The sequence below is a fragment of the Blautia sp. HA8986 genome, assembly GCF_056504635.1.
In genome coordinates, this window is record NZ_JBWLUQ010000001.1 from 619,626 (window position 1) to 639,967 (window position 20,342).

Sequence of the window (20,342 nt, forward strand, 5' to 3'; positions counted from 1 at the left end):
TTTACAGTATAACAGTAAAACGACAGCCGCTTCCTGGAATATTTTCCACGGAAACGGTTCCCTTGCACAGGTTCAGGATCTGTTTTACAAGAGCAAGTCCAAGACCGTTTCCCTCCTGCTTATGGGAACTGTCGCCCTGGTAGAATTTATCAAAAATATGTTTCATGGAGTATTCACTGATCTGGGGGCCTTCGTTTTCTATGGAAAAACGAATTTTTTTCCCTTCCGGCATCATCCGGATATAGATCGTACCACCACAGGGGCTGAATTTGATAGCGTTGGAAAGCAGATTGTCCCAAACATGACAAATGAGATTTTCGTTTCCCAGATATTCCACATCTACCATGTCCACATCAAATTCAATCTCTTTTTCGGACCATTTTGGTTCCATTATAACAATGGACTGTCGAATCTGCTCATCCAGACGGTACCAGTTCTGGTGGGTCTGGATCGCCTGATGTTCGATTTTGGACAGCAACAGGATATTTCCTGCCAGGTGGGAAAGCCTTCTGGTATTAAAAAGGATTTTGTTGATGTACTGCTCCTGCTCTTCTGATATAGGCATGTCACCATTCTGCAGCAGAGTTGCATAACCCTCAATTGCACTGATGGGGGTTTTAAATTCGTGGGAAACATTGGAAACAAAGTCTGTCTGCAGAATCTCCGTTGCTTCCAGCTCCTGGACCATCAGGTTGAAATTAGAATAAATATCCTGGATTTCCTTCATTTGCTTTTCAGTTTCCAGTCGGATGGAAAAATCCCCCTCCGCAACCTGTTGCATGGCTTTTTTCAGCTTTAGTACAGGACCGAAATACCTGATACTGAGGAAGTTGTTAAGGACGCCCCCTGCGATTACGCTGGCCAGGATGATCCATACGATGTTCGGGACGTCTGAAATATGCAGCACATCCATAACAAGCCAGGATATCAGAGATACACAGATAAGCTCCGACATGATCATAAAGATAAAACGTAAACGAATGCTTAAATTTATGAAGGGTTTCTTTTTCATGCCTTTACCACCTTATATCCAACTCCACGGATCGTCACGATCTTAAAATCCGGATTATCGCGGAAGCGTTCCCGAAGTCTTCCGATGTGGACATCTACTGTGTGGGCATCACTTGCGGAATCATATCCCCAGATATCATCCATAAGTTGTTGTCTTGTAAAGATTTTTCCCGGAAAGGCTACCATCTTATATAAGAGCATGAATTCTTTCTGAGGAAGTACCATACTTTCCGAGGCAGTGGATACCGTCAGGGAATCGCACTCCAGAATGGTATCTCCGATTCGCTGTTTCCGCTCATTGATCATCTGCGCTCTGCGGAGAAGTGCACCTACCCGTAAAACCAGTTCATTGATATTGACCGGTTTCACCATATAATCATCGGTGCCGGACAGAAATCCCATACGCATATCATCAAAAGCATCTTTGGCAGTGACCATAAGTACAGGAATGGAATCTCCGGCATCTCTGAGTGATCGGACCAGTTCATAGCCATCCATGTTGGGCATCATAATGTCTGAGATGATCAGATCGTAATAATCTTTTTCCAGGGCATCCAGTGCTTCCTGCCCGTCAGAAACCCCTTTTACTGTATAACCGTTTTTTAAGAGGACATGCTGGAAAAGCTGGCGGAGTTCCCGGTCATCTTCCGCAATGAGAATTTTAAACATTTTTACATCCCTATTCTTTGATTTTTTCAATGTCCATGTTTTCAGACAGGATACAGCTTAAAACAATGGATATGATAAATACAACAGCAACTACATTTTCCGCAAAAACAGACTGTATGATCGACGGGAATATATCCCAGATGCCGCTCTCGCTTGCAGTGGTAAATCCGATTCCAACAGCAAGTGAAAGAGATAGGCGGCAGCAGTCCGATGTGAAACAAACTACTATTATAAGAAAAATTACGGAATAATCATAACATAGATTCGTTGTGGAAACCAGACGGATTTTGATGAATAAATTTAATAATAGATGAAATAAGTCATATTATGAATATTTATACACGAAAAAAGAAATACCCTCTTGCATTTTCGGAACTTTTACTGTAAAATTATTAACCAGGTAAACACAAATGTATGCCATACCCGAACACTGATTACAAAGATGTAACCAATCTTAACTGTATCAGTGTTTTTTAATATACAATGGGGAAACGAGGAAAAAAATTATGGAAAAAAAGCATGAAATGATGAGTCTGGAGGACTCCGAACAGCTGAAAGGCAGAATGAAATTCTTTGAAAAGGAACTGGTAGAGAATCATCACATCGATCCCAATCTCTATGTGGAATACGATGTAAAAAGAGGACTTCGTGATTCCGCAGGTAAAGGTGTTCTCACAGGTCTTACTGAGATTTCCGATGTTACCGGCTATAAGCTGGTCAATGGCAGACGTATTCCGGCAGACGGTGCACTGTATTACCGGGGAATCGATGTGCAGGATATCGTAAACGGACTGAAGGACAGACGTTTTGGTTTTGAGGAGACGATCTATCTTCTGATTTTCGGTAATCTTCCCAGCAAGGAAGAGCTTTCCAGATTCCTCGAGCTTCTCTCTGACATGGAGGATCTGGGAGGACGTTTTGTCCGTGACGTTGTCATGAAGGGAACCAATGCCAATATTATGAATGCCATGGAGCGCTGCGTACTTGCTCTTTATACATATGATGATAACCCGGAAGATATTTCTGTGGAGAATGTACTCCGTCAGTCTCTGGAACTGATCGCCAAGCTCCCTGAGATTGCGGTTTACTCCTATCACGCATACCGTCATTTCCGTAAAGATGAAACACTTTTTATCCGCAATCCACAGAAGGGACTTTCCCTTGCTGAAAATATCCTTCTGATGCTTCGTCCTGACGGCAAGTATACAGAGCTTGAAGCTAAGGTCCTTGATATCGCCCTTGTGCTTCATGCAGAGCACGGTGGTGGTAATAACTCTACCTTTACCACACATGTAGTAACCTCTTCCGGAACAGACAGCTACTCTTCCACTTCTGCATCCATTGGTTCACTGAAGGGACCGCGCCATGGTGGTGCCAACCTGAAAGTCCAGAACATGTTCACAGATCTGAAAGCCAATGTAAAAGACTGGGAAAGTGAAGAAGAGATTACAGCATATTTGCAGAAAATACTGAATAAAGAAGCATTTGATCATGCAGGTCTGATCTATGGCATGGGACATGCAGTTTATACACTCTCCGATCCGCGAGAAGTGATCCTGAAGCGTTTTGCACAGGCTCTTGCAGAGGAGAAAGGCATGACAGAGGAATTCAAGCTCTATGATAAGGTTGAGAGTATTGCCGGCCAGCTGATCATGGAACACAGAAAACTGTTCAAGAATGTTTGTGCAAATGTAGATTTCTACAGTGGTTTTGTTTACACTATGCTTGGTATCCCTGAAGAGCTCTTCACTCCGATCTTTGCTATCGCACGTATGCCTGGCTGGAGTGCACATCGTCTGGAAGAACTGATCAGTGCCAATAAGATTATCCGTCCTGCTTACAAATATGTGGGACATCATACTGAGTTTGTACCGTTTGATGAGAGATAATAAAAACAAATGATAAAAGCAGTAGGGATTTCTGTCTTATTTAAGATGGAAGCTCTGCTGCTTTTTTTGTTCTCTCAGATTACAGAAAAACAGAATCATAAATTTACATAATATATATTATGTAAGGTAAATGGCTGCTTTCATAAAAAAACAAGGCTCACCGCATGAGATCGGATTGCCTTGTTTTTTAATGGAATGTTAATATATTATTCTTTTCCTATCGGAAGCTCTTCAGCCAGTTTACAAGAGAATCATGCCAGATGTTGTCGTATACGGTCTTTTTCATCTGGTCATCTACAGGGCCGTTTCCTGCCATTTTTGCAAGGATAGCAGCCTGAAGTTCGCCCACTGTCATTTCCTCCGGCGTTTTGTGCGGATTCGGTGCAGTAACCGCTTTAGTTTCCTGTGGATTGGAGGACTCTGCTTCAGGAGTTGACGGAACATCTGCTGAGTTTGCTGTATTGTCAGAAGCCTTATCTGTATTTTCAGCGATTGAAGCTTCTTTTTCCGGGACAGCTTCTGTTACAGTGCCATTTTCAGCAGTCTGGTTCTCTTCTGCCTCAGGTGCAGTGATTTCCTCTTTTGTTGCAGCCATTTCCGGGATTTCTGTCCGGACTGGCTTGTATTCCGGCATATCTCCGGCCGGAAGCCAGATCTCACCGCTGTTTGCTGCAACACGGACACGGATACGTCCACCTTGGGCGGAAACTTTCTGGCCGGTGAGTGCGCCTACGTATTCCGGTGCGCTTCCTGTTGGAAGATTCATTTCTGCATCGCTGTCATCGTTATTTACTGTGACGATCACACGCATGCCATCCAGATCTCTTGCAAAAGCAAACTGGCGGTTTGTAAGAGCCAGCTCTGCATAGGAACCATAGCTTAATGCAGGAGTTCCCTGACGGACTTTTCCAAGAGCTGCGATCAGTGCTGTACATGGATTCTTTGTAGTGGAATCTGCGTAATCATCAAGGTTCAGAGCAGGTCTTAAGCTGGCATCGGAGAATTTTTCTTTCTTTCCGTCAATGCCGAATTCTGATCCGTAGTAAATACTTGGGACTCCGGGTAATGTATAAAGCAGCACATGTACCGGGGCAAAATGTGCTTTGTTCTGAAGCTTTGTATATATTCTCTCTACATCATGGTTGTCCACAAAATTGTAGAGATCCAGATCACCCATATTTTGAAGATATTTTACTGTGTGGGCGATTTCAAAATAGTTGTGGTCATTATGTCCGCTGTAAAGAGCTTTATGAAGGGCATAATTTGTTACGCTGTGAAGGGTCTGGCCGTTTACCCAGCGACTGTAATCTCCGTGGATAACCTCTCCCATCAGCCAGAAATCCTTTTTTACTTCGTCAGCAGTGTGACGAAGAATGCGCATGAAATCAAAATCAAGGACATCCGCAGCATCAAGACGGATTCCGTCAATATCAAATTCAGAAACCCAGAAACGGATCACATCACAGATATAATTCTGTACCTCCGGATTACGCTGGTTCAGCTTAACAAGAAGGTTGTATCCGCCCCAGTTTTCGTAGGAGAAACCATCGTTGTACTCGGTGTTTCCACCAAAATTGACATTGCAATACCAGTTTACATACGGAGAATGTTCACGGTTCTTCTGGATATTCCTGAATGCAAAGAAATCACGGCCTGTATGGTTGAATACACCGTCAAAGATTACACGGATGCCTTTGTCATGACATGCTTTCACAAAGTTTGTAAGATCTTCATTGGTTCCAAGACGGGAGTCCAGTTTCTTGTAGTCTGTTGTCTCATAGCCATGTCCTACACTCTCAAAAAGCGGACCAATATATAAGGCAGTACAGCCGATTTCCCTGATGTGGTCGATCCACGGCAGCAGCGTGTTCAGTCGATGTACAGGGGTTCCGTAATCGTTTTCCTTCGGGGCGCCTGTGAGTCCAAGTGGATAAATATGATAGAAGATTGCTTCGTTGTACCAGCTCATAATATTACACCTCTGTTTTAAAAATTTACAATTTCCTGATAATTAGAGAAATTGCACAAATATCTTCTTTATAATACCAGATTTTCACCAAATAATCCAGAAACAATTAGATAGTTTTTCAATGAAAAATCCGGCAGATTGTCGACTGCCGGATTTTAAGACATTTATTCATCAAATTCTGCTGTTACAATAAAGCCACGGGGAGTATGTTCGATACTTTTGACGATTCCTTCTGAGGATTTGATACGGTCTGCATTCTTATAGCAGCCGGACATGGCAACAGCCGGTTCGATGATGTAGCTGTAATTGGTGGCTGACAAAAATTCGGAAATTTTAACCTTATCTCCTACCTGAATCAGCCCCTGACGTTCCATTTTGAATTTTTCTTCACGCATATATAAAACCTTCTTTCTGTATTTTATAGTTTGAAATGATTTATATTATGCAGTCAGGAACCAGAGGGAATCCGAATCAGTAGTTTCCGACCGTCTTTTTCTATTGCTGTAAGAACCGGAACATGCTTTTTTCGCAGCGCATGTACGATTGGGTACAGGGAAAACATGTCATCACCTGCAAAAACAGCTTCTGGCTTGTATTTGAGGATCTGTTTTATCTGATCTTTGATATGGCTTTTCCACCGGGATTTCTCCATGACTATTTCGCAATAGCTGCCCTCCATGGTTAATTCCGGTAGTTCCGGGACAGTTAGATGAATAATTTTGGCACGGCTAAGATCAGGTAGATTCTGCAACAGATAATCAGTTTCTGCGCTTCCACCAAGGCTTACGATCACCGCTTCCTCGTGAAATGCTGCAAGACTACTTCTACATGCGCGCAAAGAATCCTCCAATGTGCCACAGGTCATAAGAAACCCACCTTTATGACAGAAGACCGCGCTTTCAAGACCTGTGGCAGCAATAAGCTCCTCACCTTCAAGACCCAGCCACTGAGAAGGAAAGCTGCATTTATAGTTCATGGAGTATTCTTTTTTCTGAGGCTGGATGCAGTAGCCGCCGCGGTTGGATGGAAAAATTACGAACGCAATGCTGGTCTCGGAAAGTCTTTTCTGGCAGGGGATAAATTCCGGGAGTACAAGGATATTGGTATTTTCGGCCGGTGTATCTCCGGTTTTCAGGGCTCTCTGGTGTTCTTCAAGAACCTCTTCCACACGTTTATCAGCCCGTTCATTACCGCGATACCGCTCGAATTTGTTTTCCAGGATCATTCCTGCAACACTGACCGCCTGGAAAAACGCCTGGTCATTGCTGCCTTTGGAATCCCAGCCAAGATTAAAATTCCCGATCAGTGTGGCGAGCTCGTTTTTCTCCCCTGTGTTATCGTTATTATCCAGCGGCTGGACAAACGATTCGTCAAATTTCTCTGCCAGTTCCTCTCCTAGGATTTCTGTTCCAAGTGCTTCCCAGAGAAGACCAAATGCTGCATAAGGCACTCCGTTTTCACGTACCCGGCTGTCTTTCTGGTGGTGATCATACTGACCTCTTCCAATATCAAAAACAAGTCCTTTGTAATCATCGGGAACCTTATTTCCGCGGATGATTGTGATCTCAGGATTCAGATATAAAAGCAGTGCGGCAGAAAAAACATCATCTGCATGGAATTTGCCACTGTGAGTGAATGCAGATGAGTCTTTTTGTCTGATTTCTTCCAGTAATTGATTCATATGAAATTCTCCTGTATATTTAGTCTTTTCCAAGTATATCACAGAAATGAAAAAGTTACAAAATCCAGAAAGCTATGCCCTGCTCACAAAAAACACCTCGCGGTATATTGCCAGTGAACAGTAACAAATTATTTCCTGCGGCGTCCAAGTCTGTATTTAAAATCTTCATACCCAAAATCTGTCAGACGCTCCATAGTTTTATCACCATGTCTAAGCCATATATCAGGCAAAGGCATTCCATTAAAGGTATTGTTTTTGCAGGTTGTATAAATGGCCATATCACCGAACATGAGAATATCTCCGTATGCCAACGGCTCCGGAAAGCTGTAATCTCCTATAATATCTCCTGACAGGCAGGTTGGTCCTCCGAGGCGGACTGTGACTACATTTTTTCCTGGTTCATCAGCTCCAAGAAGTGGAGGACGGTAAGGCATTTCCAGAACATCCGGCATATGACAGGCAGCACTTCCATCCAGAATTGCAAGCCGGGTATCACCATTTTGCAGCACATCCAGAACAGTCGTCAAAAAGAATCCGGCATTTAAGGCCCATGCCTCTCCCGGTTCCAGGTAAACATCCACCTTCCATTCTTCCTTTGCTGCCCTGATGCACTTCTCAAGCCGTGCAATATCATAGCCTGGTCTTGTAATATGATGTCCTCCTCCCAGGTTCAGCCATTTTACCTGAGAAATCAGATCTCCGAATTTCATTTTCACTGCTGCAAGAGTAGTTTCCAGATCAGAGGAGTCCTGTTCACAAAGAGTGTGAAAATGAATACCATCCAATAATCCGATCAGCTCCGGATGCTTTTTCACAGCAGCTTCCCACTGCGCTCTTGTGGTACCCATGCGGCTTCCCGGGGCACAGGGATCATAAATAGCATGTCCCTCCTGGGTAGAGCATTCCGGATTGATCCGAAGCCCTGCACTTTTCCCGGCCTCCTTCGCTCTTTTTCCAAAGCGAAGGAGCTGGGAAGGTGAATTAAAAACTATATGATCTGCAAAGCAAAGCAGCTCATCAAATTCATCCTCACGATATCCGGCACAAAATACATGTACCTCTTTTCCTGGCATCTCCTGGGCACCAAGCCTGGCTTCGTACAGTCCGCTTGCTTCCGTTCCTGTCAGATAAGGTTCCAAAAGATGATAGCAGTCATAATTGCTGAAAGCCTTTTGCGCCAGGAGCATTTTGCAGCCTGTTCTTTTTGCAATATTTCCCATTAATTCTGCATTTTTTATAATTGCCTTTTCATCAAGAACATAACAAGGTGTTTTGATCTTCCGGAATTCCGGCGGAATAACTCCACCGGACGCTGCAAAGGGTGGTCTTATATCTGTTCTTTCCATCAATCCACCAGCTTCGGATCATGATTTTCGCTGCGTGGAAGTCCATATTTGTCAAGTGCTTCCAGGAACGGATCCGGATCAAATTCTTCTACCGTGTACACTCCCGGGCGGATCCATTTTCCGGTAAGCATCATCAGTGCCCCACACATAGCCGGAACGCCTGTAGTATAGCTGATCGCCTGACTTCCGACCTCCTTATAGCATTCCTGGTGGTCGCAAACATTATAAATATAATAGGTTTTCTCTTTTCCATCCTTTACCCCGGTGAAAATGCAGCCAATATTTGTTTTTCCTTTGGTACGGGGGCCAAGGCTTGCCGGATCCGGGAGAAGAGCCTTCAAAAACTGAATAGGAACAATTTCCTGTCCATTATAGTTGATCGGAGTAGTGGAAAGCATTCCAACATCCTCCAGGCAGCGCATGTGATCCAGATAGCTCTGTCCGAAGGTCATAAAGAAACGGATTCTCTTTACTCCCGGAATTGTCTGGGCAAGGGACTCGATTTCCTCGTGATGCAGAAGATACATATCTTTATCACCAACCTGATCAAAATCATATTCCCTCTTGATAGCCATCGGAGGAATTTCCACCCAATGTCCATTCTCCCAGTAGCTTCCGGGTGCGCTTACCTCACGAAGATTGATTTCCGGATTAAAGTTTGTTGCAAATGCGTATCCGTGGTCTCCTCCATTGCAGTCCAGAATATCAATAGTATCGATCTGGTCAAACTCATGCTTTAATGCATATGCACAATATGCCTGGGTAACACCCGGGTCAAAGCCGCAGCCAAGAAGCGCAGTAAGCCCTGCTTCTTCAAATTTCTTCCTGTATGCCCACTGCCAGGAATAATCAAAATATGCGGAAAATCCTGCTTCCTTGCAGCGTTTTTCATAAATAGCACGCCATTTGGGATCATCAGTATCTTCTGGCTCATAGTTTGCCGTATCCATATAGTTTACGCCACATGCCAGGCATGCATCCATAATGGTCAGATCCTGGTACGGAAGTGCAATATTCATTACCAGATCCGGTTTGTAATTATTGATCAGCTGGATCAGCTGGTTTACATCATCTGCATCCACCTTTGCGGTGGTAATAACTGTTTTTGTTTTTCCCTCCAGCTTCAGGGCAAGTGCATCACATTTTTCTTTTGTCCTGCTTGCTATACACAGTTCTGTAAATACAGTATCTGCCTGACAACATTTCTGAATTGCTACACTGGCTACTCCACCGCAGCCGATTACAAGTACTCTGCTCATGTTTTTTTGTCTCCTTTTTTATAATTAACTGGTTAACTGTTTTTATTTTGCCAATGCCAGCAGCAGTTCCCTGACTACCTTACATGCTGTAGCAGTGGAAACACCGCTCGGATCCAACATAGGCGCCAGTTCATTGACATCTGCTGCCACAATATTTAATTCTGATACCTTCCGGATGGCAGCGAGCAATTCAAGAAAGCTTACGCCTCCTGCCTCCGGTGTACCGGTTCCCGGAAATACAGACGGATCCAAGCAGTCCAGATCAATGGTAAAATATACCGGAACCTGCTTCCTGGCCAGTTCCTCTACTGTTTCTTCCAGACCTTCAAAGGTAAAGGGATGAAAATCTGTATGCTCCTTTGCAAACCGGAATTCTTCTCTTTCCCCGCTTCGAATACAAAACTGATGTATCCGTCCATTTCCAAGAATATCATAGCATCTGCGGATAACACACGCATGGCTTAAACGGGCACCAAGATAATCGTCTCTTAAATCTGCGTGAGCATCAAAATGAATAACATGAAGTCCCGGATATCTCTCTGCGGCAGCTCTCACAGCAGCCAGTGTCACCAGATGCTCTCCCCCCAGAAGCAGAGGCATTTTTCCTGACTTCAGGATTTCCTCTGCACGATCCTGTATATCAGCAAGCGTCTTTTCACTGCTGCCGAAGCAAAGCTCCAGATCTCCACTGTCAAATACATGGATATCCATAAGGTCACGATCCTGATAAGGGCTGTAGGTTTCCAGTCCAAAACTTTCATGGCGAATGGCAGAAGGACCGAACCTGGCTCCCGGACGAAAGCTTGTGGTTGAATCAAAGGGAGCTCCGTAAAGAACGATTTCCGCTTCCTCAAAGCTGCTGTCACAGCCGATAAAATTTTCAATATTTGGTAAGATCATAAGTCAGCCCTCCACCTCCTGAAGCATTTCTTCCAGAAAAGCAGGAAGATAAAAAGCACCTTTGTGAAGCCTTGTAGTATAGTAACGGGTGCGAAGATTCAGTGCATTCCATGCCTCCGAATCCAGATCATCCACAGGATGGTATCTTTTACTTGCAAAGCCAAACAGCCAGTATCCGGCAGCAAAGGTAGGAATATGTGCCTGGTAAACACGACTGATCTGGAAAGTGCTGGCAATTCTTTTGTGACTGCGCTGCATGGCATGGGCATCCTCCGAATAAAAAGGACTTCCCTGCTGATTAACCATGATTCCATCCGCCTTCAGCGCATTATAGCAGTTTCCGTAAAATTCACGGGTGAACAATCCCTCTGACGGGCCAAAGGGGTCAGAGGAATCCACAATAATAAGGTCATATTTGTTTTCACAGCTGCGTATATATTTCAACGCATTTTCATAATGAAGGTGCACTCTCCTGTCATCCAGCCTGCAGGCATTTCCCGGAAGATATGCGCGACAGGCCTCTACTACCATAGGATCCATCTCTACCAGATCAATATGGCTGACACGGTCATATCTGGTCAGTTCACGTACAACTCCGCCGTCTCCTGCTCCGATCACAAGAATATCCTTAGCTTCTTTATGAATAGCCATAGGTACATGAGTGATCATCTCGTCATAAATAAATTCGTCACGCTCTGTGAGCATTACATTGCCGTCCAGTGTGAGCACCCTGCCAAATTCCGGTGTCTCAAAAATATCAATTCTCTGATAGTCGCTCTGCTTTGAGTAAAGCTGACGGTTTACCCGGATACTATGCTTCACATCCGGTGTATGAAATTCCGAAAACCACATTTCCATTTATTTACCTCCCTGCCAGTACGTTTAAACGCAATATATCCGGATCTTCCGGCCCTGTCATATTGCATCCTTTTGCCTTGGCATATTCAATATAATCCAGGATTTCCGGTGTGATTCGTTCCCCCGGAGCCAAAATCGGGATTCCAGGAGGATAACACATTACAAATTCGCTGCATACCTTGCCTTCTGTTTCTCTGAGAGGAAGGCTGCATTTTTCAGCATAAAAAGCTTCCTGGGGACTTGTCACTACCTGCGGATCGATATATTCCTGATCCAGTAATCCTGATTTATCCTTCTGGAATCGCCTGCGGATCTCCGCAAGAGCACTTACCAGCCGTTCTATTTCCTGGGCACGGTCGCCGATCGACAGATAAGCCAGAATATTTCCGATATCACCAAATTCGATCTGAATGTCATATTCATCTCTCAGTATGTCGTAAACCTCGATTCCTGCAAGTCCGATATCCAGGGTATGTACACTTAATTTCGTAATGTCAAAATCAAAAACCGAATCTCCATTCACCAGTTCCTTTCCAAATGCGTAATAGCCGCCAATAGCATTGATCTCTTCCCTTGCATACTCTGCCATATCTGCTACCTGATGGAAAATCTGGCGTCCCCGCTGTGCAAGATTCCGACGTGAAATGTCGAGACTTGACATCAGAAGATAGCTGCCGGAGGTGGTCTGGGTCAGATTGATGATCTGACGAACATAACCTGCATGGACACCCGGTCCTGTAAGAAGAAGACTGGACTGGGTCAGGCTTCCGCCGCTTTTATGCATAGATACAGACGCCATATCTGCACCAGCTGCCATTGCCGAAACCGGCAGACCTCCGCCAAAATAAAAATGAGTCCCATGTGCTTCATCTGCCAGACACAGCATTCCCGCTTCATGAGCCATACGCACAATCGCGCGAAGATCACTGCAGATTCCATAATAGGTGGGATTGTTGACCAGCACAGCCACCGCATTCGGATGCTCCTTAATTGCCTTTGCCACCTGTTCACGTTGCATTCCAAGGGAAATCCCAAGTCTCTGATCCACTTCCGGATTCACATAGACCGGGATTGCTCCACACAGAACCAGCGCATTCAGCACACTTCTATGGACATTACGGGGAAGAATGATCTCATCTCCCCTCTTACAGGCAGTTAGCACCATAGTCTGTACTGAGCTTGTAGTTCCTCCAACCATAAGAAATGCATGAGCGGCTCCAAAGGCATCTGCTGCCAGCTCTTCTGCTTCACGGATCACAGATACGGGATGGCAGAGATTATCGAGCGGCTTCATGCTGTTTACATCCACACCTACACATTTTTGTCCCAGAAATTCAGTAAGCTCAGGATTTCCTCTTCCTCTTTTATGTCCTGGCACATCGAAGGGTACCACCCTCATACGCAGGAATTTTTCCAGAGCTTCATGAATCGGTGCATGATTCTGGTCCAGTTTAAAACGACTTCTGTTCATTGCTTCTCCATTTCCAGTTCCTTTATCTGCACAAAAAAAACAGGCCGATACAAAACCGTAAACCTGCTTAGATCATTCTTCCAGATTCAGATTTCATTGCACATATAATATAAAAAACCTCATATTTACATGAAACCAGAATCAGGATGATATATGTCAGAGTCTATATAGCAATCATACTTTTACTACTCTTATTGACCGTTTCACAAGTCTGCGCAACAGGCGCATGACGGTTATCAAAGGAACCAACTTATAAAATTTGAGCTTCTAACTCAATCAATAAGGCAACCAAAGTTACCATCAGCGGCAGTGGACCCGGCTGTCCGTATGGCCTTAACTCCAAATGGAGTGATCCAAAATAATTGCTTTGAAAAGACTCTTTTTGTCTTTCAAATTCTATATAAGCATAACATATCCGAAAAATCATGTCAATTACTTCCGTTTTTCAGTTTCGGCTGTTCTTCTGAAACAACTGCCCCGGAATTTGTCATGACAAGAGAACAGGCAATTAATAATAATTGTCTTCAATGAAAAATTGCCAGAATTTTTAAAAATCCTCTTGTATTTTCGGTCATAATGCACTATAATATGAAACATATTAATAGCAATTTTATTCAAAATTATTATATGTGTCTAAGGAGGAAAACAGAATGGTTGAACTGATCGTAGGAAAGAAAGGCAAAGGAAAAACAAAAGTACTGTTAGACAAAGTAAACGGAGCTGTAAAGGATGCAAACGGTAGTATTGTTTACTTAGACAAAAGCACTAAACACATGTATGAACTGAATAACAAGGTTCGTCTTATTGACGTTTCCGGTTTTCCTGTTAAGAATGCTGACGAATTCGTAGGATTTATCTGTGGTATCCTTTCACAGGATCATGATCTGGAGCAGATTTACCTGGATAGCTTCCTTACAACAGCAAAGCTTGAAGGTAAGGATGCAACAGAAACACTGGATCAGTTAAGTGCCATTGGTGAGAAATTTAAGGTTTCCTTTATTATCAGTATGTCACTGGATAAGGAAGAAGTTCCTGCTACATATCAGGATAAGATTGTCAGCGCATTATAATAAAATTGAATATTGATGTTGTTTTTATATAAGAATAAATGATATTAAACAACATAAAATCAGGGGAATCTATTTTGGATAGATTCCCCTTTTTAATGCTTCATTCCCTCTCATTTTCCATCTGTGCCCTAGCTTTCCGTCCAATGCGTGTATTGCTGTTCATAAGACTGGCACGGGTGACTTTGTCATTGCCGAATTTTATTCTGATAGAATCCAGAGCCGCATCAAGCTTCTGGCGGCGTTCTTTTTCACAGGTGTCTTCAAAGAAAGACAGCTGTTCAAAGGAATCGTCGGTAAGCCCTGTCAGGGATACTCCGATCAGGCGGAGAGGCTGGCCTTTCCAGGATTCCTGAAAAAGTTTCCGGGCATCTGTGTAGATTTCATCTGTGATATCTGTGGCATTGGCAAGTTTCATCTGATGAGATTTATTCCGGAAATCCAGGGTTCTGAAGGTTACGGATATGCAGGTGCACTTTTTCTTTTTACGTCGCATGCGGGTTGCCAGGACATCACACTGTTCCAGCAGGATAGGAAATATCTTTTCAAGAGAAACAATATCATCATTAAATGTTGTTTCTACACTGAAACCTTTTGCTTCATCAGGCTGGGATTTTACCGGAGAATCGTCCAGGCCTCTGGAATACTGGTAAAGCTGCTGGCCCGCCTTGTCACCCAGAAGCTGCTGGATTTTGGATTTTTTTTCATGAGCCAGGTCTCCGATCGTTTTAATTCCTGCATCTATGAGTTTCTGCTCTGAGGATTTTCCGAGAAAAAGCAGATTCCGTACTGGAAGCGGCCACATTTTTACAGGAATTTCATCTGGGAACAGCGTATGGACCTTATCAGGTTTTTCAAAATCAGAAGCCATTTTTGCCAGAAGCTTGTTTGTGGATATTCCTACATTTACAGTAAAACCAAGTTCGTTATGGATCTTATCTTTGATTTCGCAGGCAGTTGCAACAGGATCTGGATATATAAAAGAAGTTCCGGTCATATCCAGAAATACCTCATCAATGGAAAAAGATTCCATTACAGGTGCATAGGATGCGCAGATTGCCTTAAAAGCCCGGGAATATTTGTCGTAAAGCTCAAAATCAGAAGGAACTGTGACAAGGCCGGGACATTTGCGCAGAGCCATGGCCATTGGCTCACCTGTCTGAATGCCATATTTTTTTGCAGGGATAGATTTTGCTACCACAATGCCGGTCCGTTTCTGTGGATCTCCACCGATACAGGAAGGAATTTCACGGAGATCCGGAAGGCCTTCTTTTATTCTTCGTACAGCTTCCCAGGAAAGGAAAGCACTGTTTACATCAACATGAAAAATTAATCGTTTCATAGTTGTTCACCCTTTGTTTTTATAAGTTTCTGTCGTAGCTACTGTCCAATCCGGGAAGAAAGCTGTCTGAAAAGCTTCAAATACTCCTCTTCCACTGTTTTAAATGGAAGTACTGTATAATCAACTGTGATATGGATCGCAGGTTTCGGTTCTGCCGGAGTCTCACCAAGAAGATATTTCAGATCATACCAGAGAAGGTCATTGTCTATGGATTTCAGTTTCATGTCCTCTTCTTGGGAAAGAGCGGAACCCAGATACTTTCGGTAAATAATTTTAAGAAGTTTTTCTTCCTGTTTCAGATAATCCATGAGACTTTTTTTGAAAGGTCTTGGGACATCTGACATGTAACATTCACTGGCATCATGAAGAAGTGCAGCCAGGCTCAGGCGGCTGGAATAGCTGCGGGCAGCGGCTTCTCTGGCACAGAGGATACAATGCTGTCCTACGGAGAAAAAGCTCTTTACATGGCCGTTGCCGCGACAGATAAGGGAAAGGGCATGTGCAATGTCTTCTATACAGATAAGTGCTTCTTCTGGATGAAGAGGATCAAAATGTCTGCCCGTGTAAGTGGTAATACAATCGCTCATAATAGGAAATGCTCCTTTCTGTAAGTTACCTTTTATATGATAATTATTGGTTCGCGTGATTTATGTATTTTATTATAAACACTGAAAAGAAACATGTCTATTATGAAAAAGCAAAATAAATAGATTCTGTTTTTACAAATCTGTTCTGTTCTGTGCTATAATACAAAAAAACGACAGGAGATAATGGCTATGAAGCATATGGAAGAAATGAAGATTGCCGGTCTGGCTATGGCACTATGTATTGTCATGCTGGGAATTTATATTGTTGTTCCGAAAGATGGAACAACCTCTCATCTTACAGCGATTCCGGATAATAACGCAGCACAGCCTGCTACAGATTCAACTTCTCAGGGACAGGGTTCTACAGATACCGGAAATGATGGTTATTTTCCAATTTATACAGAAGACAGCTATGATAATTCGTACTCTGATGGCAGCGGAGATAATGGAGATTCCGATACTGATAATAATTACTCTAATGATAATTCAGGTGATACGGCTGATAACAGCGATTACAATACAGATTCATCCGATAATGGTGACAATGGAGATGATGAAGTAACTGATGAGACTCCTTCTGATGATTCGTCTGATAATACAGATAACGGAACTGGTGATGTGATCGATGATAGTTCTGATACAGGTGATGCATCTGATTCAGATCTTGGAAATGATATCGGAGATACCGGAAATGATGATACAGTAGAAATATATTAAAAATATATAAAGCATGCAAAAAAAGAGCAGATTTCTGCACTTCACATTATATTGTGATACAGAAGCTGCTCCTTTTTTATAAATTAACAAATAGCTGAGTGGATCATGACTATCCGTTCAGCTATCTGTTTTGTTTACTTATGAATTAATATTCTGAAGCAATGAGGTCATTTCCTGATACAGGACATCTTTGGAGGAGGCACCCATAACAATGGAAATAAATGGTTTTCCGTAAGCATTCTGACTTAACAGAGCCAGACAATTTCCTGCTTTATCAGTTGTTCCTGTTTTTCCGCCAAGGATAGTGACATCCTTCGGTGCAGTTGCCTCTCCGGTAAGATAATGATCTGTCGCCGGCAAGGTGGCACTTGCATCGGAACCATCGGTGTGTTTGTAAGTAACTGTGTAAGATGACATCTGTGTGATATCAGTAAATTCCGGATAATTCAGTGCTTCTTTCAGCATCAGATAAATATCGTAAGGTGTTGTGTAATGATTCTCATCCTGCAGACCATGAGGATTGGTAAAATGAGTACCTGTACATCCAAGCTCTGCAGCAAAAGAATTCATCATTTCCACGAATTTATCAGTTGTTCCTCCTACATGTTCTGCAATGGCAGAAGCTGCATCATTAGCAGAATAGACTAGCAGGCAATGAAGAAGCTGATCCATTGTGACCTGATCCCCTGCCTGAAAACCTGCCACCTGAGAACCGGATTCCAGAGTAACATTTTCCTGGGAAATCGTTACAGTATCATCCATGTTGCCATATTTCAGAGCTAACATTGCAGTCATAATCTTAGTGATGCTGGCAGGATACACTTTGTTGTAGGCACCTTTGGCATAAAGGACTTTTTTGTCATTAAGGTTCAGAAGAACTCCGGACTGATTATCATCCAGACTGACCGAATCCAGATCAACATCCTTGGTGACAACACAGAGATTCTGGGCAAATCCTTCTGCTCGTTGGTTTTCTTTTGAAATCAGAGTATTATCAAATTCAGAAAATACATTGAAGGAATTAGTCGTGGATGAGAATGCGCCTCCCTTTAATTTATAAACGCCAAACCCGCCTGCACCGCATAATACCACAAGAAGAAGTATCAGCAAAATAGTGTTGCGAATCCTTTTTCTGCGCATTCTGCGAAGCCTGGCCGCCTGTGCTTTCCGTTTGGCAGATGCTGTGGAAGATGAAGGCTGACGGGGAGTTTGAGTACCGGAAGATGTACGGCCGGAACGGTTTGCCGGTCTGGCACTGTTTTTTACAGGTTCTTTACGTGTCATAAATATTCCTCTTTCCGAAAGTAGGCATCCTTTTTCTGCTCTTTCTTTTGTAATTCTTTATTATATGTACTGCTCTGGAGTCCAACGTTGAGAACAAGTCCCATACCTATAAAAAGACTGACCAGAGAAGTAAGTCCATAACTTACAAAAGGCAGCGGTGTTCCGGTATTCGGTGCAAGGCCGGTAGCAACACAGATATTGATAAAACTCTGTATAGAGACAATACTTCCTACACCACAGCATATGATCTTTCCGGCAAGATCCTTCGCCCTGAGACTCATGCGGATACACTCAAAAGTGATCAGGAACAGAAGAAGTACAATACATGTACAACCGAAAAAGCCATACTGTTCTCCTGCTACTGCGAAGATAAAGTCTGTCTGGTTCTCAGAAACAAAGTTTCCGTCATTAACAGAAGTGACACTCGTATTATTGCCAAACACACGGCCTACAAGCTCACCGGAAGCAATGGCTGTCTTGGAGTTGTTCTGCTGTTCAATGTCATCCGCATATTCTTCATTTTCCGGATAGAGAAAGGACATGATACGGTTTCTCTGGTAATCCTGTATCAGCTTCTGATCCGGTTGAACAACGATGGAGAGAAAAATGATTGCAAGAGGAATCGCAATCATTGCTGCACCACCAATGATCTTATAACTTAATCCTGCGATATAGATCAGAATACAGAATAAGATCGTTACAGTAATGGTATTCTTCATATCTGGCTGCACATAGATCAGCATTAACGGTATCACAAGGAGTACAGCTGATTTTACAAGTGTTCTTAAAGTATTGAGATCTTCCTCATGATCCATAAAAAATTTTGCAAAAAACAGGATAATGATAATCTTGGACAGCTCAGTAGGCTGGAAACGGATAAATCCCAAATCCACCCATCTTGCAGCACCATTGGCACTTGATCCGAAAAATCTGACTGCAAGAAGCATTACAATATTAAATCCATACATGATCCACTGAAAGTTCAAAAGCCAGGAATAATCCATCAGCGAAAGGATCAGCATAAGAACTACGCCGATGATCACACCCAGAAGCTGACGGGTGCGGAGATAATCAGCAGCTGTTCCAACAAGCTGAATACCGATAAAGCTGATCGCCAGCAGGAATACTACCAGGCGGAAATTATAAAACCGCAGCTTATACTGTTTAATCATAAATTATGCATCCCTTTTCTTAAGTACAGGTATGACGGCATGCAGAACAGTTGGTTCCTGAGTAATCTGTATCGTCACCCCTTTTTCATCAATAACAACGTATTTTTTTACCGTATGAATAAGATCATTGCGCAAAAGCTTCATCATCTGTGGAGAGCAGTCTATGCGTTCAGAAACAAGAAGAAGTTTCATTCTGTCACGGGCATATCCTGCAGAACGGTTTTTTTCGGAGAAAAAAGCACGCATTTGGATTCCTCCCTTTATGATGAGAAAACGGCTGGCAGCAGGTTATTTCCTGAAAATACTGCCAAATCGCTGAAATATATTGTTTTTGCGACGGACGGTAACATAAGGAATATCCTCCCCCATCAGCCGTCGGCAGATGTTTCGGTACTCCTCTTCTGCCTGGGATTTTTTACCGGAAAGAGGTTCACCCTGGTTGGTAGAAATGACGATCTGCTCATCATCAAGAATCGCTCCGATCAGATCTACGGCAAGAATTTCCAGTACATCATCTACAGACATCATATCGCCCCTGGCAACCATCTCCGGACGGAGCCGGTTGATGATCAGCCTGATATCGCGGATTCCGTCAGATTCCAGAAGTCCGATGATACGGTCTGCATCACGGATAGCTGATACTTCAGGGGTTGTTACTACAAGTGCCCGGTCGGCACCTGCCACGGCATTACGGAATCCCTGCTCAATCCCTGCCGGACAATCCAGAAGAACATAATCGAACTCTTCCCTGAGATCATCAGTAAGTTTGATCATCTGTTCCGGAGATACGGCAGTCTTGTCCTTTGTCTGGGCTGATGGAAGAAGATACAGTTCCGAGTGCCGCCTGTCGCGGATCAGAGCCTGTTTCAGGCGGCAACTTCCATTGATAACATCTACCAGATTGTAAACAATACGATTTTCAAGTCCCATGACAACATCCAGGTTTCTAAGACCGATATCAGTGTCCACAACTACGACTTTTTTGCCCATGGCTGCAAGTCCTGTTCCAATGTTGGCAACTGTTGTGGTTTTTCCTACACCGCCTTTTCCGGATGTGATGACAATGACCTCACTCATGTTTTCTGATTCCTCCTGATAAAAAGTTCCATACTTCTGGTCT

19 protein-coding genes and 1 pseudogene are annotated in these 20,342 nt (G+C 43.3%); 3 read left to right on the forward strand and 17 right to left on the reverse strand.

Annotation, left to right across the window (positions count from 1 at the left end; translation table 11 throughout):
• Position 1: 1 nt before the first annotated feature.
• The 3 genes and pseudogenes from AC04Q4_RS02765 to AC04Q4_RS02775 all read right to left on the reverse strand — a co-directional run.
• Positions 2-1,012 (reverse strand): HAMP domain-containing sensor histidine kinase, encoded by a 1,011-nt coding sequence (locus AC04Q4_RS02765; protein WP_173736991.1) that lies wholly within the window; start codon positions 1,010-1,012, stop codon positions 2-4.
• Positions 1,009-1,680: a response regulator transcription factor gene (locus AC04Q4_RS02770; RefSeq protein ID WP_173736990.1), complete on the reverse strand. Its 672-nt coding sequence runs from the start codon at positions 1,678-1,680 to the stop codon at positions 1,009-1,011. Before AC04Q4_RS02770 ends, AC04Q4_RS02765 begins: the two co-directional genes overlap by 4 nt.
• A 10-nt stretch (positions 1,681-1,690) precedes the next feature.
• A pseudogene (locus AC04Q4_RS02775) lies at positions 1,691-1,876 on the reverse strand (purine permease); the annotation flags it as partial.
• Between the two features lie 310 nt (positions 1,877-2,186).
• On the opposite strand from AC04Q4_RS02775, the gene AC04Q4_RS02780 reads away from it, so the two are divergent.
• On the forward strand, positions 2,187-3,569 hold the full coding sequence (locus tag AC04Q4_RS02780; RefSeq protein WP_243251692.1) for a citrate/2-methylcitrate synthase: 1,383 nt from the start codon (positions 2,187-2,189) through the stop codon (positions 3,567-3,569).
• Positions 3,570-3,786: 217 nt separating this feature from the next.
• On the opposite strand, the gene AC04Q4_RS02785 is transcribed toward AC04Q4_RS02780, so the two are convergent.
• The 8 genes from AC04Q4_RS02785 to AC04Q4_RS02820 form a co-directional block, all read right to left on the reverse strand.
• Complete coding sequence (locus AC04Q4_RS02785) at positions 3,787-5,538, reverse strand: alpha-amylase family glycosyl hydrolase (protein ID WP_476388447.1); 1,752 nt, start codon at positions 5,536-5,538, stop codon at positions 3,787-3,789.
• 164 nt (positions 5,539-5,702) lie between these two features.
• Positions 5,703-5,933, reverse strand: a complete 231-nt coding sequence (locus AC04Q4_RS02790; protein ID WP_173755213.1) for a hypothetical protein — start codon at positions 5,931-5,933, stop codon at positions 5,703-5,705.
• Between the two features lie 53 nt (positions 5,934-5,986).
• Positions 5,987-7,219: an MYG1 family protein gene (locus tag AC04Q4_RS02795; RefSeq protein WP_476388448.1), complete on the reverse strand. Its 1,233-nt coding sequence runs from the start codon at positions 7,217-7,219 to the stop codon at positions 5,987-5,989.
• Between the two features lie 128 nt (positions 7,220-7,347).
• A complete protein-coding gene (locus AC04Q4_RS02800) occupies positions 7,348-8,565 on the reverse strand; it encodes a carboxynorspermidine decarboxylase (protein ID WP_476388449.1) in 1,218 nt (405 codons plus the stop codon).
• On the reverse strand, positions 8,565-9,824 hold the full coding sequence (locus AC04Q4_RS02805; protein WP_476388450.1) for a saccharopine dehydrogenase C-terminal domain-containing protein: 1,260 nt from the start codon (positions 9,822-9,824) through the stop codon (positions 8,565-8,567). The genes AC04Q4_RS02800 and AC04Q4_RS02805 overlap by 1 nt, the downstream gene beginning before the upstream one ends.
• Positions 9,825-9,866: 42 nt before the next feature.
• Positions 9,867-10,724 (reverse strand): agmatinase, encoded by an 858-nt coding sequence (gene speB, locus AC04Q4_RS02810; RefSeq protein WP_173736984.1) that lies wholly within the window; start codon positions 10,722-10,724, stop codon positions 9,867-9,869.
• A 3-nt stretch (positions 10,725-10,727) separates the two neighbouring features.
• On the reverse strand, positions 10,728-11,582 hold the full coding sequence (gene speE / locus AC04Q4_RS02815) for a polyamine aminopropyltransferase (RefSeq protein ID WP_119240114.1): 855 nt from the start codon (positions 11,580-11,582) through the stop codon (positions 10,728-10,730).
• Positions 11,583-11,586: 4 nt separating this feature from the next.
• Positions 11,587-13,053 (reverse strand): aminotransferase class I/II-fold pyridoxal phosphate-dependent enzyme, encoded by a 1,467-nt coding sequence (locus AC04Q4_RS02820; RefSeq protein ID WP_195456811.1) that lies wholly within the window; start codon positions 13,051-13,053, stop codon positions 11,587-11,589.
• Positions 13,054-13,703: 650 nt separating this feature from the next.
• Here AC04Q4_RS02820 and AC04Q4_RS02825 point away from each other — a divergent pair.
• Positions 13,704-14,123 (forward strand): twitching motility protein PilT, encoded by a 420-nt coding sequence (locus AC04Q4_RS02825; protein ID WP_119240113.1) that lies wholly within the window; start codon positions 13,704-13,706, stop codon positions 14,121-14,123.
• A 100-nt stretch (positions 14,124-14,223) separates the two neighbouring features.
• Here the strand turns inward: AC04Q4_RS02825 and AC04Q4_RS02830 are convergent, their stop codons facing one another.
• Together AC04Q4_RS02830 and AC04Q4_RS02835 are read right to left on the reverse strand one after the other, a co-directional pair.
• Positions 14,224-15,462 (reverse strand): DNA polymerase Y family protein, encoded by a 1,239-nt coding sequence (locus tag AC04Q4_RS02830; RefSeq protein ID WP_173736982.1) that lies wholly within the window; start codon positions 15,460-15,462, stop codon positions 14,224-14,226.
• A gap of 38 nt (positions 15,463-15,500) precedes the next feature.
• On the reverse strand, positions 15,501-16,049 hold the full coding sequence (locus tag AC04Q4_RS02835; RefSeq protein WP_173736981.1) for an HD domain-containing protein: 549 nt from the start codon (positions 16,047-16,049) through the stop codon (positions 15,501-15,503).
• Between the two features lie 189 nt (positions 16,050-16,238).
• Here AC04Q4_RS02835 and AC04Q4_RS02840 point away from each other — a divergent pair, with 189 nt between their 5' ends.
• Positions 16,239-16,766, forward strand: a complete 528-nt coding sequence (locus AC04Q4_RS02840) for a hypothetical protein (protein WP_173736980.1) — start codon at positions 16,239-16,241, stop codon at positions 16,764-16,766.
• Positions 16,767-16,904: 138 nt separating this feature from the next.
• On the opposite strand, the gene AC04Q4_RS02845 is transcribed toward AC04Q4_RS02840, so the two are convergent.
• The 4 genes from AC04Q4_RS02845 to minD are packed head-to-tail and all read right to left on the reverse strand — an operon-like array spanning position 16,905 to position 20,299.
• Positions 16,905-18,050 (reverse strand): D-alanyl-D-alanine carboxypeptidase family protein, encoded by a 1,146-nt coding sequence (locus tag AC04Q4_RS02845; protein WP_173736979.1) that lies wholly within the window; start codon positions 18,048-18,050, stop codon positions 16,905-16,907.
• Positions 18,047-19,222, reverse strand: a complete 1,176-nt coding sequence (locus tag AC04Q4_RS02850) for an FtsW/RodA/SpoVE family cell cycle protein (protein WP_173754621.1) — start codon at positions 19,220-19,222, stop codon at positions 18,047-18,049. The genes AC04Q4_RS02845 and AC04Q4_RS02850 overlap by 4 nt, the downstream gene beginning before the upstream one ends.
• 3 nt (positions 19,223-19,225) lie before the next feature.
• Positions 19,226-19,468, reverse strand: a complete 243-nt coding sequence (minE, locus tag AC04Q4_RS02855; protein WP_476388451.1) for a cell division topological specificity factor MinE — start codon at positions 19,466-19,468, stop codon at positions 19,226-19,228.
• A gap of 42 nt (positions 19,469-19,510) precedes the next feature.
• On the reverse strand, positions 19,511-20,299 hold the full coding sequence (minD, locus tag AC04Q4_RS02860) for a septum site-determining protein MinD (RefSeq protein WP_173736976.1): 789 nt from the start codon (positions 20,297-20,299) through the stop codon (positions 19,511-19,513).
• Between the last annotated feature and the right edge of the window lie 43 nt (positions 20,300-20,342).